22 protein-coding genes are annotated in these 25,004 nt (G+C 59.3%); 4 read left to right on the top strand and 18 right to left on the bottom strand.

Annotation, left to right across the window (positions count from 1 at the left end; translation table 11 throughout):
* Positions 1-42 precede the first annotated feature (42 nt).
* The 4 genes from AC3WTM_RS18440 to AC3WTM_RS18425 all read left to right on the top strand — a co-directional run bounded on the left by AC3WTM_RS18440 (position 43) and on the right by AC3WTM_RS18425 (position 3,313).
* Positions 43-540, top strand: coding sequence for a hypothetical protein (locus AC3WTM_RS18440; protein ID WP_102670552.1), 498 nt, complete (start codon positions 43-45; stop codon positions 538-540).
* Positions 537-1,949 carry a PAAR domain-containing protein gene (locus AC3WTM_RS18435; RefSeq protein ID WP_102670551.1) on the top strand — a complete coding sequence of 471 codons (1,413 nt, stop codon included), beginning with the start codon at positions 537-539 and terminating at the stop codon, positions 1,947-1,949. Before AC3WTM_RS18440 ends, AC3WTM_RS18435 begins: the two co-directional genes overlap by 4 nt.
* Positions 1,946-2,335, top strand: coding sequence for a hypothetical protein (locus AC3WTM_RS18430; protein WP_102670550.1), 390 nt, complete (start codon positions 1,946-1,948; stop codon positions 2,333-2,335). Before AC3WTM_RS18435 ends, AC3WTM_RS18430 begins: the two co-directional genes overlap by 4 nt.
* 186 nt (positions 2,336-2,521) lie before the next feature.
* The gene (locus tag AC3WTM_RS18425; RefSeq protein ID WP_256586037.1) at positions 2,522-3,313 is read left to right on the top strand and encodes a hypothetical protein; all 792 of its coding nucleotides are present in this window, start codon (positions 2,522-2,524) and stop codon (positions 3,311-3,313) included.
* Between the two features lie 194 nt (positions 3,314-3,507).
* On the opposite strand, the gene nuoN is transcribed toward AC3WTM_RS18425, so the two are convergent.
* From nuoN to purB, 18 genes are all read right to left on the bottom strand, one after another.
* Entirely contained in the window at positions 3,508-4,971 is a 1,464-nt protein-coding gene (gene nuoN, locus AC3WTM_RS18420; RefSeq protein WP_102670549.1) for an NADH-quinone oxidoreductase subunit NuoN, read from the bottom strand.
* 7 nt (positions 4,972-4,978) lie between these two features.
* Positions 4,979-6,511 (bottom strand): NADH-quinone oxidoreductase subunit M, encoded by a 1,533-nt coding sequence (nuoM, locus tag AC3WTM_RS18415; RefSeq protein ID WP_102670548.1) that lies wholly within the window; start codon positions 6,509-6,511, stop codon positions 4,979-4,981.
* A gap of 39 nt (positions 6,512-6,550) precedes the next feature.
* A complete protein-coding gene (gene nuoL / locus AC3WTM_RS18410) occupies positions 6,551-8,404 on the bottom strand; it encodes an NADH-quinone oxidoreductase subunit L (protein ID WP_102670547.1) in 1,854 nt (617 codons plus the stop codon).
* A complete protein-coding gene (nuoK, locus tag AC3WTM_RS18405; protein ID WP_007946416.1) occupies positions 8,401-8,709 on the bottom strand; it encodes an NADH-quinone oxidoreductase subunit NuoK in 309 nt (102 codons plus the stop codon). The genes nuoL and nuoK overlap by 4 nt, the downstream gene beginning before the upstream one ends.
* 2 nt (positions 8,710-8,711) lie before the next feature.
* Positions 8,712-9,215 (bottom strand): NADH-quinone oxidoreductase subunit J, encoded by a 504-nt coding sequence (nuoJ, locus tag AC3WTM_RS18400; protein ID WP_053161453.1) that lies wholly within the window; start codon positions 9,213-9,215, stop codon positions 8,712-8,714.
* Between the two features lie 9 nt (positions 9,216-9,224).
* Positions 9,225-9,770, bottom strand: coding sequence for an NADH-quinone oxidoreductase subunit NuoI (gene nuoI / locus AC3WTM_RS18395; RefSeq protein ID WP_015094374.1), 546 nt, complete (start codon positions 9,768-9,770; stop codon positions 9,225-9,227).
* 12 nt (positions 9,771-9,782) lie between these two features.
* A complete protein-coding gene (gene nuoH, locus AC3WTM_RS18390) occupies positions 9,783-10,790 on the bottom strand; it encodes an NADH-quinone oxidoreductase subunit NuoH (RefSeq protein ID WP_102670546.1) in 1,008 nt (335 codons plus the stop codon).
* Positions 10,787-13,501: an NADH-quinone oxidoreductase subunit NuoG gene (nuoG, locus tag AC3WTM_RS18385; RefSeq protein ID WP_102670545.1), complete on the bottom strand. Its 2,715-nt coding sequence runs from the start codon at positions 13,499-13,501 to the stop codon at positions 10,787-10,789. Before nuoG ends, nuoH begins: the two co-directional genes overlap by 4 nt.
* Before the next feature lie 136 nt (positions 13,502-13,637).
* The gene (nuoF, locus tag AC3WTM_RS18380; RefSeq protein ID WP_057714158.1) at positions 13,638-14,993 is read right to left on the bottom strand and encodes an NADH-quinone oxidoreductase subunit NuoF; all 1,356 of its coding nucleotides are present in this window, start codon (positions 14,991-14,993) and stop codon (positions 13,638-13,640) included.
* Positions 14,990-15,487 (bottom strand): NADH-quinone oxidoreductase subunit NuoE, encoded by a 498-nt coding sequence (gene nuoE / locus AC3WTM_RS18375; RefSeq protein WP_008020715.1) that lies wholly within the window; start codon positions 15,485-15,487, stop codon positions 14,990-14,992. Before nuoE ends, nuoF begins: the two co-directional genes overlap by 4 nt.
* A gap of 2 nt (positions 15,488-15,489) precedes the next feature.
* Positions 15,490-17,274 (bottom strand): NADH-quinone oxidoreductase subunit C/D, encoded by a 1,785-nt coding sequence (gene nuoC, locus AC3WTM_RS18370; protein ID WP_102670544.1) that lies wholly within the window; start codon positions 17,272-17,274, stop codon positions 15,490-15,492.
* A 72-nt stretch (positions 17,275-17,346) separates the two neighbouring features.
* Positions 17,347-18,021: a NuoB/complex I 20 kDa subunit family protein gene (locus AC3WTM_RS18365; RefSeq protein WP_046037844.1), complete on the bottom strand. Its 675-nt coding sequence runs from the start codon at positions 18,019-18,021 to the stop codon at positions 17,347-17,349.
* A gap of 10 nt (positions 18,022-18,031) precedes the next feature.
* Positions 18,032-18,445 carry an NADH-quinone oxidoreductase subunit A gene (locus AC3WTM_RS18360; RefSeq protein ID WP_003223812.1) on the bottom strand — a complete coding sequence of 138 codons (414 nt, stop codon included), beginning with the start codon at positions 18,443-18,445 and terminating at the stop codon, positions 18,032-18,034.
* 647 nt (positions 18,446-19,092) lie between these two features.
* Entirely contained in the window at positions 19,093-20,418 is a 1,326-nt protein-coding gene (aceA, locus tag AC3WTM_RS18355; protein WP_034146910.1) for an isocitrate lyase, read from the bottom strand.
* A gap of 473 nt (positions 20,419-20,891) precedes the next feature.
* Positions 20,892-21,653: a secretin N-terminal domain-containing protein gene (locus tag AC3WTM_RS18350; protein WP_102670543.1), complete on the bottom strand. Its 762-nt coding sequence runs from the start codon at positions 21,651-21,653 to the stop codon at positions 20,892-20,894.
* 260 nt (positions 21,654-21,913) lie between these two features.
* Positions 21,914-22,339, bottom strand: a complete 426-nt coding sequence (locus tag AC3WTM_RS18345) for a GNAT family N-acetyltransferase (RefSeq protein ID WP_102670542.1) — start codon at positions 22,337-22,339, stop codon at positions 21,914-21,916.
* Complete coding sequence (locus AC3WTM_RS18340; RefSeq protein WP_008053451.1) at positions 22,332-23,501, bottom strand: ribosomal protein uL16 3-hydroxylase; 1,170 nt, start codon at positions 23,499-23,501, stop codon at positions 22,332-22,334. The genes AC3WTM_RS18345 and AC3WTM_RS18340 overlap by 8 nt, the downstream gene beginning before the upstream one ends.
* A gap of 87 nt (positions 23,502-23,588) precedes the next feature.
* Entirely contained in the window at positions 23,589-24,959 is a 1,371-nt protein-coding gene (gene purB / locus AC3WTM_RS18335) for an adenylosuccinate lyase (protein ID WP_007972090.1), read from the bottom strand.
* Between the last annotated feature and the right edge of the window lie 45 nt (positions 24,960-25,004).

The following is a 25,004-nucleotide window of genomic DNA, read 5'->3' as shown; positions in this document are numbered from 1 at the left end:
CGCATTATTTCTGAACGCCATTCCCGGAAGAAGGTTTCTCAAATGAATGCACCTCTGCACAGCTTGTATACCAACGAAGTCTCTCCTGAATTTCTCCGTAACCTGGACGCCCAACACTTCACGGAAGAGCGACTTGCGAATTGTTGTGACGAAACTCTGGCGGTTGTTCGCCAGCAGCAGGATTACATCGTTGCTCATCCCGCTCGCGCCGTTTATCGGTTAGCAACCGAAGGCAGTCAAACCCGTGATGGTGGAGTAATCCAGCAAGCGACGTCGCCCTTCGAGTTCACGTTAGGAGACGGCCAGAAAGTGCGCGCGGCACAGAAAGGCGATTGCGTCTTGTACCCGGATGGGCGTACGGCGCAGATCGTCACGGGCGCGGGCCAAGACTTTGACCATGCGGCGCTGGTCGGCAGCCGGCTTTGCAATGGCGACGAGATCATCAACACATTGCAGGGTGGTTTTTTATTGGTGGGGCGTGAAGGTGTCCCGATGGCCGAGGATTTTCTGCCCTCCGTCAAGCAGGAGGAACATCAATGAACGAAGGACATTTCATTGGCCTGCATGACAAGAGCTCATGTGGCGGCACGGTCCTGGATGGTCATGACGGAATTATTATGTTCGGCATCCTCCATGCCCGCGAAGGTGATCGGGTCACCTGTGGCAAGGATGGCAAGACTTACAGGATTGTCGGCGGCATCTCGTACATGATCAGTCATGGCGCGGCCATAGCGGGCACGCTGGATAGCTATAGCAATTGCCCCTGCAAGGCTCAATTGATCCCCTCGGTATTTGGGGCAACCTATCAAAGCGCCAACTCCGCACCGCGAGCGGGCAGGAGCGCTGTGCAATCAGTTTCCAGTGCTGCAACCAGTCAACCGATAGCGTCACGTCCTTCCGGTTTCGCCTCTTCGAACTCTCCCGCACCTGCAATATTCGCCCGTCCGGAGCCCCAAGAACCGGGTTTTTATGTAGTGCCCAAAAGCATGACCCGCGAAGCGTTGGAGGCGACGCTATTCGCCACGCCGGATCCGGCGGTGATGAGCAAGTTTCGGGCACTCAACCAGGCGTCAGACAATATCAAAGCCGGCTCGCTAATTGTGCTCAGCGATCCGAACAACACCTCCTGTACCTATCAAGAAGCCCAACTGATGCAGGCTGCGCAACAGGTTAACGCTGCCATTGATCCTCTGACGCCGGACGAGGCCGAGTTTATGCACCGTCACGCGGCGGAAATCGCTGGTTTTATCGGCGACACCTCGACTTGGCTTGGCGTCAGCGCGGCGGTGATGGAAAAGCATCTGACCAGCCTGCGCGACACTCTACAAGCGATGGAGCGTTTGCATCAGGACAGCTACCGTCAACACGGCCATCTCAGATCACCGAAGTTTTTCGCCGATAGACAACGCTTGCTCGCACAACTGGATGCGCACTTGCTGAACTCCACACGCCTGCGCGGTCAGACGACCTTGGGCGATCATCCCAAGCTGAAGACGGCGCTAGGCATTTCCAGTCGCAGCCTTGTGCATCGCTGGGACAAGGCGGGTGCGCCGGGCCAGATACCGGGTTATGCCACTCATGTGAATGCGATCAGTCGTGCAGCCAAGTACATGAGTGCAGGTGGGTACATCGGTATCGGGATTGGCGGGATTTCTTCGTTGTTGGCTGTTCAGGAGGTTTGTGCTGGTGACTCTGGAGCGGCCTGCGAGAAGGTTAAATTAACCGAAGGAGGGAAATTTGGTGGATCAACATTGGGTGGCATGTGGGGCGGGGCAGTAGTGCCTTTGGTTGGTCGACCTGTTTGCCTGGCGCTAGCAGCCAGCACGGTGGTAGGTGGCGTGATTTGCTCTGCGGCCTTGGTAGGCATTGGTGCATGGGCGGGGTCAGAAGTGGGTGGCATTGGAGGGGAGTTCATGGGTGAGAAATTGTATGAAGCTAAACAGCCATGATTGATGTCGATTCCTGGTCTCCTTGGGTTGCAATCATTGTTGTTGGTGGCCCAATTCTGTTGGGGATTGTGAATCTCGTATTCAGCTCGTATCTAAGCTACCGTCACCTGGACGCCATAATGGGAGCCTTGAAAAGTTGTCGCTTCATATACATCTGGGGTCCCGCATGGCGGAATCGAGGCTGGTTCGGAGGCTTTGTTCTGATCTCTGTAATCGCCGGGATAGTGGTGTGGCCGAAAGCGGACATCCGCTATGGCAGACTGGATTCTACGGATATCGAAAACTTTCCTCCTCGTCTGAAACGTCTTTTGGTCATTTATGTATCGATGATGATCATTACTGTGGTCTGGATGGGGGTCGCATACCTGTTGGTGAAACTCAGATAACTCGATAGCCCAGTTTGTCACTGAAGCACCAAACGCAAAAACGGCACCCGAAGGTGCCGTTTCTGTTTACCACCAAGTATCGCTAAGTGATCATCTCGCCAGACTTGATTGCTGTACGAGGCAAAACGGCGGCTGTGGATACAGGTGCTTTAGAGTTCTGATGTCAATAAATGTGAAGGGATATCGATGGCTATGCCCCATCCTGAACTCATCTACTTAATAGCATGGGTTGTTGTGTTTTTACTGGCTTTGGTTAGTCAGGTGGTACTGCTGTTTGCTGCCTATTTTCGTCTTGAGCAAATAGAAGATCTCTTTACTGTCTCTCATGTGCGCTTCAATCGAGAAATAAAAGGGAATGGACTCTTCGGACGGATGAACAGGATAAGGCTGATAGGAGCATTAACAGGTCGTTCTTCGCTTCACCTGATGCTGGATCCGTGGGCGTTCATGGAGGCTGAAATGATTCCGGAAGGTCTGCAAAAATGGGTGAGTATACCCGCGCGCTTATTACGGACAGCTCTTGTAATCGGTGGGTTACTGCTGCTTTGTCACAGCTTCTATTGGCTATGCACAACCTTATCAAAACCACTAAGCGGCCTCAAAATTCTCTGCATTGCTACATTGATTGCGTGTTTCATTTTAGCCCTTCTGGCTGTGTTGGTACGTGTATATGTCAGCTTGTTCAAGCTGGAAGAATTAGAGTCATTTTTGTTGGATTCCTACTTTGTCGGTCGAAATCGTCGAATGTTGGGGGAGGGCGTTTATGGTCGTTACAGTCGCTTATCCCACATATCGACCATGCTGTTATTGAGTGATAAATTTTTATCGATAAGTGACCCAGGTGCAATAAAGGGCATCGCTCGTCTCCCGCTACCCCTACAGCGAATAGTCACCATTCCCAATCGGATGCTCGCCTATTCAATCGCTGGCTTTGGCGTGATCTATTTCTGTGCTACGTTTTTCAAGTTATTAAATTAAATCTCAATATAGCCTCAGCCTACTACTAACACTTCGCTCGCGATGCGCTGCAGTAGTCCAACTTTCGGAATACTGATTGGCGAAGCTCATGTCGATACTGACAGCCGATTGCTCATAAGCGCACACAAGTCGCCGAACGCAAAAACGGCACCCGAAGGTGCCGTTTCTGTTTACTACTGAATGGCTCTAAGCGATTAACCCACCAGGCCCGACTGTTGAACCAGGTTCAGCAGTGGTTGTGGGTAGACGCCGAGGAAGAACGCGACCAAGGCGATGGCCAGCAGCATCACACCGCCTGCTTTCTGTTCCCAATGCAGTTGTGCATCGTGGCGACGCAGGTTCGGTTCGATCAGGTACAGGGTGACCATGACACGCAGGTAGTAGAACACGCCGATGGCGCTGCCCAGTACCAGCGAGCCGACCAGCCACCACTGATGGGATTCGACACCGGTGGCGATGATGTAGAACTTGCCGATGAAGCCCGCGGTCAGCGGGATACCGGCCAGGGACAGCATCATTACGGTCAGTACGGCGGTCAGGTACGGACGGCGCCAGAACAGGCCGCGGTATTCGTACAGGGCGTCTGCGTCACGGCCTTTGTACGGCGAGGACATTAGGGTGATCACACCGAAAGCGCCGAGGCTGGTGATCACGTAAGTGACCAGGTACACGCCGATGGCTTCCACGGCCAGGCCCTTGCTCGCCACCAGGGCGATCAGCAGGTAACCGAAGTGGGCGATGGACGAGTAACCCAGCAGACGCTTAAGGTTGCTCTGGGTCAGGGCCAGCAGGTTACCGAACAGGATCGATGCGATGGCGATGATGGTCAGCACGTCGCTCAGCACACCGCTGCTTGCCGCTGGCGAGATCTGGAACAGACGCACCATCACCGCGAACACAGCCACTTTCGAAGCGGTAGCGAGGAACGCTGCGACCGGCGCCGGAGCACCTTCGTAAACGTCTGGCGTCCAGAGGTGGAAGGGCACCAGCGACAGCTTGAATGCCAGACCGATCAGCATCATGCCCAGGCCCAGTTGTGCAAGCGAGCTTGGCAGGCCAGTGGCCGCCAGCGCTTGGCCGATGCCGACGAAGCTCAGGGAACCCGAGTCTGCATACAGCAGCGCCATACCGAACAACAGGAAGGCGGAGCCGGCAGCCGACAGCACCATGTACTTGATGCCGGCTTCCAGCGAACGCTTGTTGAAGAAGGCGTAGGCGACCAGACCGTAGACCGGTACCGACAGCAGTTCCAGACCGATGAACAACCCGGCCAGGTGCTGCGCACTGACCAGCACCAGGCCACCGGCGGCGGCCATCAGGATCAGCAGGTACAGTTCTTCACGGTTGCCCGGGTAACCCGAACCGCCATCGCCGAGGTAGGCGTGGGCGAGGGTTACACAGGCGAGGGTGGCGACCAGGATCAGCGCCATGTACAGGCAGGCAAAGGTGTCGATTTGCAGCAATGGCGTCACGGCCAGGGGCGCGACTTTCAGGGCTGGCAGGATCGACAGCAAAGCCATGTTCAGACCCGCCACCGAAATCAGGAAGGTCTGCGAGTGGTTGCGGCGCCAGGCGATCGCCAGCATCACCACGATGATCGTGGCGCTGGTGATCAACAACGGCGCAAGCGCGATAAAGTGTTGAGTCGTGAATTCCATAGCGCTCTTACCGGGCCGAAGCGAGTTGAGTGAAGGCGGTGCCGAGCCATTGCTGCACGCCATGCATCGTAGCGGCAGAGGTATCGAGGAACGGTTGTGGGTACACGCCGATGTAGATCAGCAGTGCAGCCAGACCGACCACCATGATCAGTTCGCGACCGTCCATGCCATGCAGCACCGCGTCCGACTTGGCCGGGCCGAAGAAGGCACGGTGGACCATGATCAGCGAGTAGACCGAACCGAACACCAGGCCGGACGTGGCGATGATGGTGACCCACGGGGCGATCGGGAAGGTGCCGATCAGGATCAGGAACTCACCGACGAAGTTACCGGTACCCGGCAAGCCCAGGGACGCCGCCGCGAAGAACAGGCTGAGGGCCGGCAGGTAAGCGATCTTCGACCACAGGCCACCCATCTCGCGCATGTCGCGGGTGTGGGTGCGTTCGTACAGCTGGCCACTCAGGATAAAGAGTGCTGCTGCCGACAGACCGTGCGCCAGCATCTGCATCACCGCGCCCTGCAGCGCCAGTTGGCTGCCGGAGTAGATGCCGATCAGTACGAAGCCCATGTGGGAAACGGACGAGAAGGCAATCAGACGCTTGATGTCGGTTTGCGCGAACGCCAGGAACGCACCGTAGAAGATCCCGATCAGGCCCAGGGCCATTGCGAACGGCGCGAACTCGGCCGAAGCATTCGGGAACAGCGGCAGGGCGAAACGCAGCAGACCGTAGGCCGCGGTCTTCAGCAAGATACCGGCGAGGTCGACGGAGCCTGCAGTCGGGGCCTGGGCGTGAGCGTCAGGCAACCAGGAGTGGAACGGTACGACCGGCAGCTTGACCGCGAAGGCGATGAAGAAGCCGAGCATCAGGATGTACTCGGTGGTCATCGACATCTTGGTCTTCAACAGGTCGGCGTAGTTGAAGGTAATTACGCCGGTGTCGTTGAAGTTGACCAGTACCAGGCCCAGGATCGCCACCAGCATGATCAGGCCGGAAGCCTGAGTGAAGATGAAGAACTTGGTCGCCGCGTAGATCCGGGTTTTCTTGCCGTCCGAAGAACTGTGACCCCAGAGCGCGATGAGGAAGTACATCGGCACCAGCATCATTTCCCAGAAGAAGAAGAACATGAACAGGTCGAGGGCGAGGAACACGCCGACGACACCGCCCAGGATCCACATCAGGTTCAGGTGGAAGAAGCCAACGTGACGCTGGATCTCTTTCCACGAGCAGAGTACCGATAGGACACCCAGCAGACCGGTCAGCATGATCATCAACAGCGACAGGCCGTCGAGGGCCAGGTGCACGTTGATGCCGAAGCGCTGGATCCAGACGTGCTTGAACTCAAGCGCCCAGGTCGGGTCGGCGCCAGGCGCCGGGGCAAATGAATAATCACCGTTGGCCCACAGCCAGAGGCCGAGGGAGAGCAACAGGGACATGGTGATCAGCGCAATCCAGCGGGGGAGGGTGGCGCCGAAGCGCTCACCCATCCAGCACAGCAGGCCGCCGATGAAGGGGATCAGGATTAGCCAAGGCAGAATCATGACGGGCTCAATTCCTTTCGCAAGTTCGCAAGGTTCATATCAGACCGCTACCAGCACGACGGCGCCGATAACCAGCACGGCACCAGCAGCCATCGAGGCGGCATACCAACGCAGTTGACCAGTCTCGGTACGGCTCAGGGCGGTGTGACCGCCTTTGGCCATGCGCGGGATCAGACCGATGGTCTGGTCGAGCGGGTCTTTGCGCAGGATGTGGCTGATCGCCAGGTACGGCTTGACGAACAGTTTGTCGTAGATCCAGTCGAAGCCCCAGGCAGCGAACCACCAGGCCGAGAGGAAACGGCCGATGCCGCTGTTGGCGATGGCGGTGACGAAGCGACGCTTGCCGAGGAACAGCAACGCGGCCAGCAGGATACCGGCCAGGGCGATGGCGCCCGAGGCGATTTCCAGGCTGTGCTTGGCTTCGCCGCCGGCATGGCCGACGCTTTGCGGCAGTACACCGTGCAGCGGTGGAACGATCATCGCGCCGACGAAGGTCGACAGTACGATCAGCACCGACAGAGGCAGCCAGTGAGCGATGCCGTGACCGGCGTGGGCTTCGGTCTTCGCTTCACCGTGGAACGCGATGAAGATCAGGCGGAAGGTGTACAACGAAGTCATGAATGCGCCGACCAGACCTGCGTAGAGCAGGCCGTTGTTGCCGCTGGCGAACGCTTCCCAGAGGATTTCGTCCTTGGAGTAGAAGCCTGCGGTTACCAGTGGCAGGGCCGCCAGGGCCGCGCCGCCGACGATGAAACTGGCGTAGGCCAGTGGCAGCTTTTTCCACAGACCGCCCATCTTGAAGATGTCCTGCTCGTGGTGGCAGGCAACGATCACCGCACCGGAGGCAAGGAACAGCAGGGCCTTGAAGAAGGCGTGGGTCATCAGGTGGAAGATCGCGCCGTCCCAGGCGCCGACGCCCAGGGCCAGGAACATGTAGCCGATCTGGCTCATGGTCGAGTAGGCGAGGATACGCTTGATGTCGGTCTGGACCAGTGCTGCGAAGCCAGCCAGGACCAGGGTCACACCGCCGACGATGCCCACCAGGTGCAGGATTTCCGGCGCCAGGGTGAACAGGCCGTGGGTACGGGCGATCAGGTAGACACCGGCGGTCACCATGGTTGCGGCGTGGATCAGTGCCGAAACCGGGGTAGGACCGGCCATCGCGTCCGCCAGCCAGGTTTGCAGCGGCAGTTGCGCGGATTTACCGACAGCACCACCGAGCAGCATCAGGGTGGCCATGACCATCCAGAAGTCGCCGGACTGGAATTTCTGCGGAGCCAGCACCAGCAGTTCCTGAACGTTCAGCGTGCCCAGTTGGGCAAACAGAATGAACAGGCCGATGGCCATGAACACGTCACCGATACGGGTCACGATAAAGGCTTTGAGTGCGGCGTTACCGTTGTTGCGGTTGCTGTAGTAGAAACCGATCAACAGGTAGGAGCACAGGCCCACGCCTTCCCAGCCGAAGTACAGGAACAACAGGTTATCGCCCAGCACCAGGAACAGCATGCTGGCGATAAACAGGTTGGTGTAGGCGAAGAAGCGCGAGTAACCGGCTTCACCGCGCATGTACCAGGACGCGAACAGGTGGATCAGGAAGCCGACGCCAACCACCACACCGAGCATGGTCAGCGACAGGCCGTCCAGGTACAGGGCGAAGTTCGGCGTGAAGCCTTCCACGGCCATCCACTGCCACAACACCAGGGTGTAGTGGCCGCCTTCAGGTGGTGCGACATTGAATTGCCAGATCACGTAAGCCGCGACGATGGCAGACAGGCCGACCGAACCGACGCCGATCAGCGCCGAAAGGTTTTCCGAGAGACGGCCGCGAGAAAACGCCAGCAGCAGGAAACCAATGAGAGGGAACAGGAAAGTCAGATAGAGAAGATTCATCCGCGCATCTCACTGGCAGCGTCGATATCGAGCGTGTGGAAGCGGCGATACAGTTGCAGCAGGATCGCCAGGCCGATACTGGCCTCGGCGGCTGCCAGGCTGATCACCAGGATGAACATGATCTGTCCATCCGGCTGCGCCCAGCGGCTACCGGCAACGATGAACGCCAACGCGGAGGCATTCATCATGACCTCCAGGCTCATCAGCACGAAAAGGATGTTGCGGCGGACCATCAGGCCGACCAGACCGAGGCAGAACAGGATGCCGGCGACCGCCAGACCATGCTCCATGGGGATAGCAGGCATCGTCATTGCTCCTTGGCTTCGTTGCGGCCCAAGTGGAACGCCGTGACGGCTGCGGCGAGCAGCAGCATCGAGGCGAGTTCGACCACCAGCAGGTACGGACCGAACAGGCTGATGCCCACGGCCTTGGCGTCTACGGTGGTATGGCCGATGGCTTCACCGGTCTGGTGGGAGAACAGCACGTACAACAGTTCCACCAGCAGCAGCGCGGCGAGGAGGACCGGGCCACCCCAGATACCGGGCTTGAGCCAGACGCGCTCTTGCTGAACCGAGGCCGGGCCAAGGTTCAGCATCATCACCACAAACACGAACAGCACCATGATGGCGCCAGCGTAGGCGATCACTTCCAGGACGCCGGCGAACGGCGCGCCGAGGGCGAAGAACGTCATCGCCACGGCAATCAGTGAAATGATCAGGTAGAGCAGGGCGTGCACAGGGTTGGTGTTGGTGATCACGCGAAGCGTGGACACCACAGCGATACCCGATGCGAAATAGAAAGCGAATTCCATCTTTCTTCCTTAAGGCAGCAAGCTCTTCACGTTGATCGGCTGGGCTTCGTTCTGCGCGGAGCCTTTCGGCTTCCCGGCAATCGCCATACCTGCAACACGATAGAAGTTGTAATCAGGGTTTTTGCCGGGGCCGGAGATCAGCAGATCTTCTTTCTCGTAAACCAGGTCCTGACGTTTGAACTCGGCCATTTCGAAATCCGGTGTCAGCTGGATCGCGGTGGTCGGGCAGGCTTCCTCGCAGAGGCCGCAAAAAATGCAGCGCGAGAAGTTGATGCGGAAGAAGTCCGGGTACCAGCGACCGTCTTCGGTTTCAGCTTTCTGCAGCGAGATGCAACCGACCGGGCACGCCACGGCGCACAGGTTACAGGCTACACAACGCTCTTCGCCGTCGGGGTCGCGGGTCAGGACGATACGACCACGGTAGCGCGGCGGCAGGTAGACCGGTTCTTCCGGGTACTGCAGCGTGTCGCGCTTGCGGAAGGCGTGGCCGAAAATCATCACCAGGCTGCGAAGCTGGGTGTAGAAGCCATGCACGATGTCAAATATGTACTTCATGATTCTCTATCCTCACTGAGCCGCGACGGCGGGCGTGTTGAGCAACACGATCGCAGCGGTCACCAGCATGTTGACGAGGGTCAGCGGCAGGCAGAACTTCCAGCTGAAATCCATCACCTGGTCATACCGTGGGCGCGGAATCGAAGCGCGCAACAGAATGAACATCATGATGAAGAACGCGGTTTTCAGTGCGAACCAGATGAACGGGATCTGCGGCAGGATGCCGAACGGACCGTGCCAGCCACCGAAGAACAAGGTCACCAGCAGCGCCGAGATCAGCACGATGCCGATGTACTCGCCGACGAAGAACATGCCCCATTTCATGCCGGCGTATTCAATGTGGTAACCGTCTGCCAGTTCCTGTTCCGCTTCCGGCTGGTCGAACGGGTGACGGTGAGTCACGGCCACGCCCGCGATGAAGAAGGTCAGGAAACCGAAGATCTGCGGAATGATGAACCACATGTTCTGCGCTTGATATTCAACGATGTCGCGCATGTTGAACGAGCCGACCTGGATCACGATGCCCATCAGCGACAGGCCCATGAACACTTCGTATGACACGGTCTGCGCCGAGGCGCGCAAGCTGCCCAGCAGGGCGAACTTGTTGTTGCTCGACCAGCCGGCGAACAGCACCGCGTAGACCGACAGGCCAGCCATGGCGAAGAAGAACAGGATGCCAATGTTGATGTCCGCCACGCCCCAGGTCGGGGTGATCGGGATGATCGCGAAGGCAATCAGCAGGGCGCTCATGGCGACTACTGGTGCCAGGGTGAAGATCATCTTGTCGGCGAACGGAGGCGTCCAGTCTTCCTTGAAGAACATCTTGATCATGTCGGCGGCGATCTGGAATGCGCCGAACGGACCGACGCGGTTCGGACCGTAACGGTCCTGCCAGAGGGCGAGCAGACGACGCTCGACCCAACTCAGCAGGGCACCGCAAACCACCACGGCGAGCAGGATCACCACGGCCTTGAGGACCGTGATGATGATGTCGATCACTTCAGGAGTGAACCAGGTCATTGAGCTGCCTCCTGCAGACCGTCAACGGATTTGCCAAAGATCGCTGGCGGAATGCCGGCGATGCCCGCAGGCAGTGCCACCAGACCGGCGCCCAGCTCTTCGTTGATGCGCAGCGGCAGACGCAGGGTCTGGCCAGCGACATTCAAGCTCAGCAACGCGCCGTCATTGACACCCAGACGGTCGGCTTCGGACTTGGCAAGCGACACGTAGGCGGCCGGGATGCGTTCCTGAACCGGAGCGGCTTTCGAAGAGTTCTCTTCGCTACCGAACAGGTGGAAGAACGGCACGACTTGCCAGGTGCCCGGGGCCGGGTTGAACGCGCGCGGAACACTGGCGAACCAGTTCAGCGAGTCACCGGTGCTTTCGATCAGGCGGGTGCCCGGGTCACCAGCGCGGATGTGACCACCGACTTCGTCCTGGAACTTGTTCCAGGCTTGCGGCGAGTTCCAGCCCGGAGACCAGGCGAACGGCACTTGCTGACGCGGTTCGGCCGAACCCGAGTAACCTTCCATGGAGAAGGCGAACGCGGTGTCCTTGTCCTGCGGGGTACGCGGCTCGTGCACGCTGATGTCGGCGCGCATGGCGGTACGACCGGAGTAGCGCAGCGGTTCACGGGCCAGTTTCATGCCCTTGATGCGGAACGCGGCGGACGGTGCGGCATCGACGATGCGGTTCAGAATCGATGTGCTGGAAGCGACGGCGGCGGTGGCGTGGTCCAGTTGGGTCCAGTCGATCGGCTGGTTCAGCAGGGTCGCGCGCAGGGCATGCAGCCAGCGCCAGCCTTCGTGAACCAGGATGCTCGCGTCCATGTACTTCGGATCGAAAACCTGGAAGAAGCGCTGGGCGCGGCCTTCCTGGCTGACCAGGGTGCCATCGCCTTCAGCGAAGCTGGCGGCTGGCAGAACCAGGTGCGCGCGATCGCTGGTGGCAGTCTTCTGATGGTCGGCGACGATCAGTACTTTGGCAGCGGTCAGGGCGGCATCGACCTTGGCCTTGTCGGTACGGGTATACAGATCGTTTTCCAGCACGACAATGGCGTCGGCACGGCCATCGATCACGGCTTGCAGCGCGGCGTCGACCGATTCGCCACCGAGCATGGCCAGGCCGAGGCTGTTGGCCTCTGGCACGATCAGGCTGATGGAACCGTTCTTCTCGCGCAGCTTCAACGCTTTGGCGATGTTCGCAGCAGCTTCGATCAACGCCTTGGAACCCAACGAGGTACCGGCAATGATCAATGGACGTTTGGCAGCGAGCAGGGCGTCGGCAATGCGCTTGGCCAGTTCGAGTGCTTCAGCATCCAGGCCTTCAACGGCTGGAGCGCTGGCGTCGAGGGCGTGAGCCACGGCGAAACCGATGCGGGCCAGGTCGTCTGGAGCGGCGTGAACGCATTCTTCAGCGATGTCGTCGAGCTTGGTTTCAGCCAGGCTGGCGATGAACAGCGGGTTCAGCGCGTGCTGGCCGATGTTCTTCACCGCGGCGTCGAGCCAAGGCTGGACGCGCATGGCGTCGGCCATGTCTTCGGCCTTGCCCTTGACCGATTGACGCAGGGACAGGGCCATGCGCGCAGCAGTCTGGGTCAGGTCTTCACCGAGGGCGAACACGGCGTCGTGGTCTTCGATGTCGCGCATGTTCGGTACTGGCAGCGGGCTGTCTTTGAGCACTTGCAGGACCAGGTGGATGCGCTCCAGCTCGGCAGCTTCGATACCGGAGTAGAAGTGCTCGGCGCCAACCAGTTCGCGCAACGCGTAGTTGCTTTCGAGGCTGGCGCGGGGCGAACCGATACCGACGATGTTGCGACCGCGCAGCAGGTCGGCGGCTTTATCCAGCGCTTCGTCGAGGCTCAGCTTGGTGCCGTTGGCCAGCAGCGGCTGGCGTGGGCGGTCTTCGCGGTTGACGTAGCCATAGCCGAAACGGCCACGGTCGCACAGGAAGTACTGGTTTACCGAACCGTTGAAACGGTTTTCGATACGACGCAGTTCGCCGTAACGCTCGCCCGGGGAGATGTTGCAACCGCTGGAGCAGCCATGGCAGATGCTCGGCGAGAACTGCATGTCCCATTTACGGTTGTAGCGCTCGGAGTGAGTCTTGTCGGTGAACACACCGGTCGGGCAGACCTCGGTGAGGTTGCCGGAGAACTCGCTTTCCAGGGTGCCGTCTTCAACGCGACCGAAGTACACGTTGTCGTGGGCGCCAAACACACCAAGATCGGTGCCGCCGGCGTAGTCCTTATAGAAGCGCACGCAGCGGTAGCAAGCGATGCAGCGGTTCATTTCGTGGGAAATGAACGGGCCCAGTTGCTGGTTCTGGTGGGTACGCTTGGTGAAGCGGTAACGGCGCTCGTTGTGGCCGGTCATTACCGTCATGTCTTGCAGGTGGCAGTGACCGCCTTCTTCACAGACCGGGCAGTCGTGAGGGTGGTTGGTCATCAGCCATTCGACAACACTGGCGCGGAAGGCCTTGGATTCTTCATCTTCGATGGAGATCCAGGTGTTGTCGGTGGCAGGAGTCATGCAGGACATCACGATACGACCACGGGTGTCGTTCTCGTCGGTGTACTGCTTGACCGCGCACTGGCGGCAAGCGCCAACGCTGCCAAGGGCAGGGTGCCAGCAGAAATAAGGGATATCGAGGCCTAGCGACAGACATGCCTGTAACAGGTTGTCTGCCCCATCGACTTCGAGCTCTTTGCCGTCTACGTGGATAGTGGCCATGGTTCAAAGTTCTTCGTTGGCCCGGTGTCAGCGGGCGTGGCTAATGGAATCTTTTTATCCGCGTGAATCAATACAGCCGTTAAAGGCGTCATCACACGAAAAGCGAAGGGCACGGACCCTTCGCTTTTTTAAGCGTTTACGCGCCGACTACGATCGGCCTTGCCAGAGGCGGGACGGCGGCGCTGACTGGCGCGATACCGGCTTCGAACTCATGGCGGAAGTATTTGATTGCGCTGCCCAACGGCTCCACGGCGCCCGGTGCGTGAGCACAGAAGGTCTTGCCTGGGCCGAGGAAACCGACCAGACCCAGCAGGGTCTCGATGTCGCCTGGCTGGCCTTCACCGTTCTCGATGGCCATCAGGAGCTTGACGCTCCATGGCAAGCCATCGCGGCAAGGGGTGCAGAAGCCGCAGGATTCGCGGGCGAAGAACTGCTCCATGTTGCGCAGCAGGGACACCATGTTGACGCTGTCGTCCACCGCCATGGCCAGGCCGGTACCCATGCGGGTGCCCACTTTGGCGATGCCGCCGGCGTACATTTGTGCGTCCAGGTGTTCCGGCAACAGGAAACCGGTACCGGCGCCGCCCGGCTGCCAGGCCTTGAGCTTGTAACCGTCGCGCATGCCACCGGCGTAGTCTTCGAACAGCTCGCGACCGGTGACGCCGAACGGCAGTTCCCACAGGCCCGGGTTCTTGACCTTGCCGGAGAAGCCCATGAGCTTGGTGCCCATGTCTTCGCTGCCTTCGCGAGCCAACGATTTGTACCAGTCCACGCCGTCGGCAATGATTGCCGGCACGTTGCATAGGGTTTCGACGTTATTCACGCAAGTCGGCTTGCCCCACACGCCAACGGCGGCAGGGAAGGGCGGCTTGGAGCGCGGGTTGGCGCGACGGCCTTCGAGGGAGTTGATCAGTGCGGTTTCTTCACCGCAGATATAGCGCCCGGCGCCGGTGTGGACGAACAGTTCGAAATCAAAACCCGAACCCAGGATGTTCTTGCCCAGCAGGCCGGCTGCCTTGGCTTCTTCCACAGCACGGTTCAAGTGCTTGGCGGCGGTGGTGTATTCGCCACGCAGGAAGATGTAGCCACGGTAGGTTTTCAGTGCGCGGGCACTGATCAGCATGCCTTCGATCAGCAGATGGGGCAGTTGCTCCATCAGCATGCGGTCTTTCCAGGTGTTGGGCTCCATTTCATCCGCGTTGCATAGCAGGTAGCGGATGTTGATGGATTCGTCCTTGGGCATCAGGCCCCACTTCACGCCAGTGGGGAAACCTGCACCGCCGCGGCCTTTGAGGCCGGAGTCTTTCACGGTCTGGACGATGTCGTCCTGGGCCATGTCGGCGAAGGCCTTGCGCGCAGCGGCGTAACCGTTCTTGGCCTGGTACTCGTCGAGCCAGACGGCTTCGCCATCGTCACGCAGACGCCAGGTCAGCGGGTGAGTCTCGGCCGAACGCTTGATGCGGTTGGCCGGACCGAAGGAAGTCAGGGTCATACGTAGCCCTCGAGCAATTTGGCAACGCCTGCAGGCTGCACATCACCGAACGTGTCGTCGTCGATCATCAACGCCGGCGCCTTGTCGCAGTTGCCGAGGCAGCAGACCGGCAGCAGGGTGAAACGACCGTCGGCGGTGGTCTGACCCAGGCCGATGCCCAGCTTGCTCTGGATTTCGCTGACCACGGACTCGTGGCCGCCGATGTAGCAGACCATGCTGTCGCAGACGCGGATGATGTGACGGCCCACTGGCTGACGGAAGATCTGGCTGTAGAACGTCGCCACGCCTTCAACGTCGCTGGCCGGGATGCCGAGGATCTCGCCGATGGCGTACAGGGCACCGTCCGGCACCCAGCCGCGTTCCTTCTGGACGATCTTCAGGGCTTCGATCGACGCCGCGCGCGGGTCTTCGTAGTGATGCAGCTCGTGCTCGATGGCCGAGCGCTCGGTTTCACTCAAGGTGAAACGGTCTGTCTGGATAAGCGTGCTGTTCATGCTTAGCGGTCCACGTCGGCCATAACGAAATCGATACTACCCAGGTACGCGATCAAGTCCGCGACCATGCTGCCTTTGATCACCGAAGGGATCTGCTGCAGGTGCGGGAAGCTTGGGGTACGAATCCGGGTGCGGTAGCTCATGGTGCCGCCATCGCTCGTCAGGTAATAACTGTTGATGCCCTTGGTCGCTTCGATCATCTGGAAGGATTCGTTGGCCGGCATGACCGGGCCCCACGAAACCTGCAGGAAGTGCGTGATCAAGGTTTCGATGTGCTGCAGGGTGCGCTCTTTCGGCGGCGGCGTGGTCAGCGGGTGATCCGCCTTGTACGGGCCTTCCGGCATGTTGCGCAGGCACTGGTCGATGATCCTGATGCTCTGGCGCATCTCCTCGACACGCACGATGCAGCGGTCGTAGGCATCGCCATTGGCGGCCAGCGGCACTTCGAATTCGAAGTTCTCGTAGCCCGAGTACGGGCGCGCTTTACGCAGGTCGAAATCGCAACCGGTCGAACGCAGGCCAGCACCAGTGACACCCCATTCCAGGGCTTGTTTGGTGTTGTAGTCGGCGACGCCGATGGTCCGGCCACGCAGGATGCTGTTGTCCAGGGCGGCTTTCTGGTATTCGTCCAGACGCTTTGGCATCCACTCGACGAAATCCTTGACCAGTTTTTCCCAACCACGCGGCAGGTCGTGGGCGACGCCACCGATGCGGTACCAGGCCGGGTGCAGACGGAAACCGGTGATGGCTTCGATCACCGTGTACGCACGCTGGCGGTCGGTGAAGGTGAAGAACACCGGCGTCATGGCGCCCACGTCCTGGATGTAGGTCCCCAGGAACAGCAGGTGGCTGGTGATCCGGAAGAACTCGGCCATCATGATGCGGATGACGTCGACCTTCTCCGGCACCTTGATGCCGGCCAGCTTCTCGACCGAGAGCACGTACGGTAGGTTGTTCATCACGCCGCCGAGGTAGTCGATACGGTCGGTGTACGGGATGAAGCTGTGCCAGGATTGGCGTTCGGCCATTTTCTCGGCACCACGGTGGTGGTAACCGACGTCCGGTACGCAGTCTACGATCTCTTCGCCGTCCAGCTGCAGGATGATGCGGAACGCACCGTGCGCGGACGGGTGGTTCGGGCCGAGGTTGAGGAACATGTAGTCCTCGTTCGGACCGGAACGCTTCATGCCCCAGTCTTCCGGCTTGAAGCGTGCGGACTCTTCCTCAAGCTGTTGCTTGGCCAGGTTCAGGGTGAACGGGTCGAACTCGGTGGCGCGGGCCGGAAAGTCCTTGCGCAGCGGGTGACCTTCCCAGGTCGGCGGCATCATGATGCGCGACAGGTGAGGGTGACCTTTGAAGTCGATGCCGAACATGTCCCAGACTTCACGCTCGTACCAGTTGGCGTTCGGCCAGATGCTGGTGACGGTCGGCAAGCTGAGGTCGCCCTCGGACAAGGCAACCTTGATCATTACGTCACTATTACGTTCGATCGACATCAAGTGATAGAACACGGAGAAGTCGACGCCGCTCGGCAGCCCTTGACGCTTTGTGCGCAGACGCTCGTCCACGCCGTGCAGGTCATAAAGCATGACGTACGGCTTGGGCAGGTTGCGCAGGAAAGTCAGGACTTCGACCAGTTTGGCACGGGTAACCCAAAGCACCGGCATGCCGGTGCGGGTAGGCTGGGCGGTGAACGCCTCCGGGCCAAAACGGTTGTTCAGTTCGACGACCACATCCTGGTCGTCTGCCTTGTAAGGCGGGATGTACAGAGCACTGCCTGTAGTCATGGTTATTTATCGCTTTCGGTCAACGTAAAGAATGAAGCCAGGTTCTCGTTCTATTAAAGAAGCAGATCTGGATCAGACTTCGTCGGGGCTGCGCAGGTTGGTGACTGCGATTCGCTGTTCGCGGCGCTTTTCCTTCTCGGAAGGCATCTCGGCGCGATAGACGCCTTGATCACCAACGACCCAGGAAAGCGGGCGACGCTCCTGTCCAATCGACTCCTGCAACAGCATCAAGCCTTGCAGGAAAGCCTCAGGGCGGGGCGGGCAGCCAGGCACGTAGACGTCCACGGGCAGGAACTTGTCCACCCCTTGAACGACGGAGTAGATGTCGTACATGCCACCGGAGTTGGCGCACGAACCCATGGAGATGACCCATTTAGGTTCGAGCATTTGCTCGTAGAGACGCTGAATGATCGGCGCCATCTTGATGAAGCAGGTACCGGCGATAACCATGAAATCCGCCTGGCGCGGCGATGCCCGGATAACCTCGGCGCCAAAGCGCGCGATGTCGTGGGGCGCCGTGAAGGCGGTGGTCATTTCCACGTAGCAACACGAAAGACCGAAGTTATACGGCCACAGGGAGTTCTTGCGCCCCCAGTTGATCGTGCCGTTAAGCACGTCTTCGAGCTTGCCCATGAAAATGTTTTTGTGGACTTGATCTTCTAACGGATCGGAAACGGTTTCCCGCTGGCCAATCGGATACTGCTCGTTAGGAGCATCGGGGTCGATCCTGGTGAGATTGTATTGCATTGCCAAAGCCTCATTGTTTCAGCTTCGCTTGCCGCTTGCGCCGAGCTTCCGGAGCCCAGTCAAGGGCGCCCACTCGGAATAGGTAGACAAGGCCTGCCAACAGAATTGCTATGAAAACGAGAGCTTCGACGAATCCGGTCCAGCCGCTTTCGCGGACGGACACAGACCATGCAAAGAGAAAGAGGGCTTCGATATCGAAGATCACGAACAACATCGCGACCAGATAGAATTTGGCTGAGAGCCGCAAGCGGGCGCCACCTGTAGGTAGCATGCCGGACTCGAACGGTTCGTTTTTGCTGCGGCCCCAGGCTTTTGACCCAAGGAGGCTGGAGACGCCCAGCATGAAGGCACAGAGGCCGACGACGCCTAGAAGGAAAATGGCAAAGCCCCAGTTGTGGGCCATGAGTCCTGTCGCTTCGGGCATGCTGGTAATCCTTAACAGAGAGCAAGGGTCTCTGAGCTTGAAAAGAAACAAAAGCAGTGACGATATGTCGCAGCAATCAATCCCGCTGATTTTATGGCTAAACACCCGGCAAGTAAAATTCCTATAGCGAAATTATTTATAGGAATAAGGACATAGCGCGCTTCAAAAGCCCCGCAGGCCTTGCACCTTGGGCATTAGCCGGCATTTCGTCAATTATGTTTTGTAGGGAATGTAACGAACATAGTTGGCGCTAAATGATAATCAATGTTATTTGGCTTGGTTTTTAAACTGCTTATCCTTCGGATACTCGGGAAGTTGTCTTATATGGGCGTTACAGCAAGTAGCGGCGGAGAGCGTTTTAGCGGATTTTTCTGACAGTCGTAGCGCTCTGGATCAATGTTTTTCCAGGTCACCACCATCCCCTGTAGGAGCGAGCCTGCTCGCGATGGTGGTCAACGATGACGCTGGGGGCCTGAAACCCCACGGCGTCCTCAGGTTCATCGCGAGCAGGCTCGGTCCTACAGAGGGGGGGGGCTCATTGAATCGCAGGCAAAAAAACGCCCCGAACCAGTCGGGGCGTCAGAGGTGCAGCGCTGCGGTTAGCTTTCTATTCGGCCCGCAACGGCTGATGTTTCAGGCGAAGCCGATCAGTGGAACTGTTCTTCTTCAGTCGAACCGGTCAGTGCGGTTACCGAGGACGAGCCACCCTGGATCACGGTGGTCATGTCGTCGAAGTAGCCGGTGCCCACTTCCTGCTGGTGCGCCACGAAGGTGTAGCCCTTGGAAGCGTCAGCGAACTCTTGCTCTTGCAGCTTCACGTAGGCAGTCATGTCGTTGCGGGCGTAGTCGTGCGCCAGGTTGAACATGCTGTGCCACATGTTGTGAATGCCGGCCAGGGTGATGAACTGGTGCTTGTAACCCATGGCGGACAGTTCGCGCTGGAACTTGGCGATGGTCGCGTCGTCCAGGTTTTTCTTCCAGTTGAAGGAAGGCGAGCAGTTGTACGACAGCAGTTGGTCCGGGTATTCCTTCTTGATCGCTTCAGCGAAGCGACGAGCCTCGTCCAGATCCGGCTTGGCGGTTTCGCACCAGATCAGATCGGCGTACGGAGCGTAGGCCAGGCCACGGGCGATGGCTTGATCCAGGCCGGCGCGCACTTTGTAGAAACCTTCCTGGGTACGTTCGCCAGTCACGAATGGCTGGTCGTACGGGTCGCAGTCGGACGTCAGCAGGTCAGCGGCGTTAGCGTCGGTACGGGCCAGGATGATGGTCGGAGTACCGGCAACGTCAGCAGCCAGGCGGGCAGCGGTCAGCTTCTGTACGGCTTCCTGGGTAGGAACCAGTACCTTGCCGCCCATGTGGCCGCATTTCTTCACGGAAGCCAGCTGGTCTTCGAAGTGAACGCCGGCGGCACCTGCTTCGATCATGCTCTTCATCAGCTCGTAAGCGTTCAGTACGCCACCGAAACCGGCTTCGGCGTCAGCCACGATTGGCGCGAAGTAGTCGATGTAGCCGTCGTCGCCCGGGTTCTTGCCGGCTTTCCACTGGATCTGGTCGGCACGACGGAACGAGTTGTTGATGCGCTTGACCACGGTTGGAACCGAGTCCACCGGGTACAGCGACTGGTCCGGGTACATCGATTCGGCGGAGTTGTTGTCCGCAGCCACTTGCCAGCCAGACAGGTAGATCGCCTGGATGCCGGCCTTGACTTGTTGCACGGCCTGGCCGCCGGTCAGGGCGCCCATGCAGTTGACGAAATCTTTCTCAGGACGGAAGGCTGGCTTGGCACCCTGGGTCACCAGGTTCCACAGCTTCTCGGCGCCCATTTTTGCAAAGGTGTGCTCAGGTTGAACCGAGCCACGCAGGCGGACGACGTCAGCAGCGGAGTAAGTGCGTGTCACGCCTTTCCAGCGCGGGTTTTCAGCCCAGTCTTTTTCGAGGGCTGCAATTTGCTGTTCGCGTGTCAGTGCCATGGGAGATAAACCTCGTCGCGTCTTTATGAAAAGTTGTTCTGCGGTGGAAAATTCCTGCGCTCGCTGACCAGAAGCTTAAGCGGTCAAGTCGGATTCGGCGGGGAGGGCGACGGGATGAACGATCGGCTCGAGGGGAAGTGAGCAGGTAAAGGCGAACTGCGGGCGCATTCGGGCGTCGTGGGCCTTGGTGCGAACATCAGTGTGGTGCCGGGTTACCTATTACGCTTCCGTCCCTCGGGACAACTTCGTTCCAGTCGACAACCTCGTCAAACACACCTTGTGGGCGGTACAGACACGAAGCGGTTCGCGGGGTAGGTGCGAACATCGCCTCGAAGGCCCTTGCCAGGGCCTCTGATTAGCGGGAGCGAGGCCATCATGCCTTCGCTTTTTTGGCTCGTCAAACGTTTTGTAGTGCTTTTTTTCAGGCACTACATCTTTGGTCTAATACGACTCGTCAGTCAGTTTTTGGTGCTTTAGTCCAAGGTGTCGACTTTCACCCGCAAAGTCATGTCGTTGCGGCTCTGGGTCGAGTAGCTGCGGGTCAGGCCCTGTTTGTCGGCCTGGGTCTGGCCGTTGACCCCGGCCAGCAGGATCCACTCGCCGAGGTGGCCGGTGACGGTTGTGTTGGTGCTTTGCACGTTCACTACATCGGGACGTTCCTGACTCATGCGGTCACGGTTGGTACTGATCGACAGGTGGACGATGTCGCCGGTGACGTTTGCGGTGACATAGAAGCCCTGGGTGACGTTGCGGTATTCGGTCTGGCTGCGCAGGTCGCCGTAGGAGTCGGTCTGCGAACTGGTCAGCGGCACGCTCTGGCCGACCTGGATCAGCGCCGGCGTGCCTTCGCTGGCCTGCACCTGCTGAATGCCGCCGTCACGACTGTCGGTGCTGTAGTTGATGATGCGGGTCTGGCTAGGCTTGGCGCCGTTCACCGAATGACCCTGATCAGCCTGGAAGTTGTTGTCGCTGGTGTCGACGGTGATCAGCAGGCGCTTGGGTGCGGTGTCGAGTTGGGAAAGAAGGGCTTTAAGTTCGTCGATCTTGCGTTGATCGGCGTTGACGATCAATTGATTGCCATAGGCGCTGACCTGTCCGTCCTTGCCGACGAAATCCTGCGCCACCGGCAGCAGGTCGGCACTGGTGTGGTATTTGAGGGGGATGATTTCTGTGGCAGCCAGCACCGAAAAACTGCAGCCGAGCAGTAGGGTGGTGAGCAGGGTGCGTAGGGACATGTCCGTTATCTCCGCGTTCTAAAGGCTTGATATTGCCACGTTGTCGGCCCGGGGTTTGTAGGAGCGAGCTTGCTCGCGATGGGCGTGAACGATAATGCTGGAAGTCTGACGCCCCCGCGGCGTTCTCAAGACCATCGCGAGCAGGCTCGCTCCTACAGTTTGTCGGCCCGGGGTGGGGTAAGTTGAATCGTAGACAGCAAAACGCCCCGGTATCCGAAGATAGCGGGGCGTTTTGTGGTGTTCTTCAGGTCGCCATCGCGTTATGCCGAATGGCGAACCATGTCCACATGCGGAATCCCGGCTTCCAGGAACTCCTCACTGACCATGTGAAAGCCCAGCCGCTCATAGAACGCCGTGGCTTGTACCTGGGCGCTGAGCATCTGCTGCTTCAGCCCGCGCTCTTCGGCTTCGCCAATCACTGCTTGCATCAGCGCATCGCCGACTTTCAGGCCGCGCCAGTCCTTGAGTACCGACACCCGGCCGACGTGACCGTCAGGCAACAGGCGGGCGGTGCCAATCGGGAAGTCGCCTTCGAGGGCGAGGAAATGCACGGCCGTTAGATCATCGGCATCCCATTCCAGCTCGGGCGGAACAGATTGCTCGGCGACGAACACCGTCTCACGAATGCGCCGGATCTCGGCGTTGTCCTTCTGCCAGTCTGCGACACGTACGTGAATCTTATTCATCGGCAAACCCCAGGCTTCCTTGCTTGACCAGTTCGCACAGCAGTCCGCGACCGTCTTCGTCGCTCAGCCAATCGCCAAGGTTGTCGGCGTGCAGCGCGTCTGCGGCGCAGATCATCTTCAACAATTCGCGCAGTTTGCCCGGCAGGTAACGGCTCTGGCCGCTGGCGAACAGCAGCAGGTCGTCATCGACTTCAGACCACGCCAGGCGTGCGCTCGGGTTGCGAATCAGGATTGCGCCTTGTTCCAGGGCGGACATGAAGTCCTCTTCTTCGACGTCTTCCGGGCCCACCACCAGTTCCGGGTAGCGTGGCTCGGTCATGAACTGGCCGAACCAGGTCAGCAGCAAGCGCTCGTCGCTCATATGCTCGGCCAGCAGGCCTTTGAGGCGGTCGAGTGCGTCTCGCTGGATCTGGTGAGGATCGGCGGTCGGCAAGGCGTCGGCGTCGGTGTAGCGTTCTTCGTCCGACAGGAACTGGCTAAGGAAGTCGGTGAAGTGGGTCAGCACTTCAGCGGCGCTCGGTGCACGGAAGCCGACCGAGTAGGTCATGCATTCATCAACGGCAACGCCGCAATGGGCCAGGCGCGGTGGCAGGTAGAGCATGTCGCCCGGTTCCAGTACCCATTCATCGGTGGCTTCGAATTCGGAGAGGATGCGCAGGTCGGCGTGGGCCAGCATCGGGCTCTCGGTGTTGCACATCTGGCCGATCTTCCAGTTGCGCTTGCCGTGGCCTTGCAGCAGGAACACGTCGTAGTTGTCGAAGTGCGGACCAACGCTGCCACCTGGTGCGGCGTAGCTGATCATCACGTCGTCGATGCGCCAGCTCGGCAGAAAGCGGAAATTTTCCAGCAGTTCGCTGACTTCCGGGACGAACTGATCCACGGCTTGAACCAGCAGGGTCCAGTCAGTTTCAGGCAGCTTGCTGAATTCATCTTCGGCGAACGGGCCGCGACGCAGTTCCCACGGGCGCTCGCCATTCTCGATGATCAGTCGCGATTCGACTTCTTCTTCCAGCGCCAGGCCGGCCAGTTCGTCGGCGTCGATCGGGCTTTCGAAATCAGGGATGGCCTGACGGATCAGCAGCGGTTTTTTCTGCCAGTAGTCGCGCAGGAATTCCCGTGCCGTGATGCCGCCCAGAAGTTGAAGAGGAATATCAGGATTCATGTGTAACCTATTGAAAAAATGCACTTTTCAGACGGGAATAAAAACGCCCGGCGCGGCCGGGCGTCTTATAAGGGGTCTAGCGGTCGATCAGATGCGTTTGGCTTGTTCTACAGCGTTGCCGATGTAGTTCGCCGGGGTGAGCAATTTCAGCTCGGCCTTGGCGGCGGCTGGCATGTCCAGGCCGTCGATGAAAGTCTGCAGCGCTTCTGGGCTGATGCCCTTGCCGCGGGTCAGTTCTTTCAGCTTTTCGTACGGGTTTTCGATGTTGTAGCGACGCATCACGGTCTGGATCGGCTCGGCCAGTACTTCCCAGCAGGCGTCCAGGTCGGCGGCAATCTTCTGCTCGTTGAGCTCAAGCTTGCTGATGCCCTTGAGGCTGGCTTCGTACGCGATCACGCTGTGGGCGAAGCCGACACCGAGGTTGCGCAGTACGGTGGAGTCGGTCAGGTCGCGCTGCCAGCGGGAGATCGGCAGTTTGCTCGCCAAGTGCTGGAACAGTGCGTTGGCGATACCCAGGTTGCCTTCGGAGTTTTCGAAGTCGATCGGGTTGACCTTGTGCGGCATGGTCGACGAACCGATTTCGCCAGCGATGGTGCGCTGTTTGAAATAACCCAGGGAGATGTAGCCCCAGATGTCGCGGTCGAAGTCGATCAGGATGGTGTTGAAGCGGGCGATTGCGTCGAACAGCTCGGCAATGTAGTCGTGGGGTTCGATCTGCGTGGTGTACGGGTTGAAGCCCAGGCCCAGCTCGTCTTCGATGAAGGCGCGGGCGTTGGCTTCCCAGTCGATCTCAGGGTAGGCCGACAGGTGGGCGTTGTAGTTGCCGACAGCGCCGTTGATCTTGCCCAGCAGCGGAACGGCAGCGACTTGAGCGATCTGGCGCTCCAGGCGGTAAACCACGTTCGCCAGCTCTTTGCCCAGGGTGGTCGGCGAGGCCGGCTGACCGTGGGTGCGCGACAGCATCGGCACGTCGGCGAAACGGATGGCCAGTTCGCGGATGGCGTTGGCAGTCTGGCGCATCAGTGGCAGCATCACGTCATCACGGCCTTCGCGCAGCATCAGGGCGTGGGACAGGTTGTTGATGTCCTCGCTGGTGCAGGCAAAGTGGATGAATTCACTGACCTTGGCCAGCTCCGGCAGCTTGGCCGCTTGCTCTTTGAGCAGGTACTCGATGGCCTTGACGTCATGGTTGGTGGTGCGCTCGATCTCTTTGACGCGCTCGGCGTGCTCCAGAGAGAAGTTTTCCGCCAGGGTGTTGAGCACAGCGTTGGCTTCGGCGGAGAACGCCGGCACTTCACTGATGGCAGGGTGAGCGGCCAGGCGCTGGAGCCAGCGCACTTCAACCAGAACGCGGGCACGGATCAGGCCGTACTCGCTGAAAATTGGGCGCAGGGCCTGGGTTTTGCCGGCGTAGCGGCCGTCAACAGGGGAAACCGCAGTGAGCGAAGAAAGCTGCATGGGGTGTTCTCGGACAGTCGGGCAACGAAATGGGGCGCGTATCAT

The sequence above is a fragment of the Pseudomonas sp. EU05-FHT14B02 genome, assembly GCF_058791055.1.
Note: the sequence above shows the minus strand (reverse complement) of the source record. Positions and strands in the feature narration are given on the sequence as shown.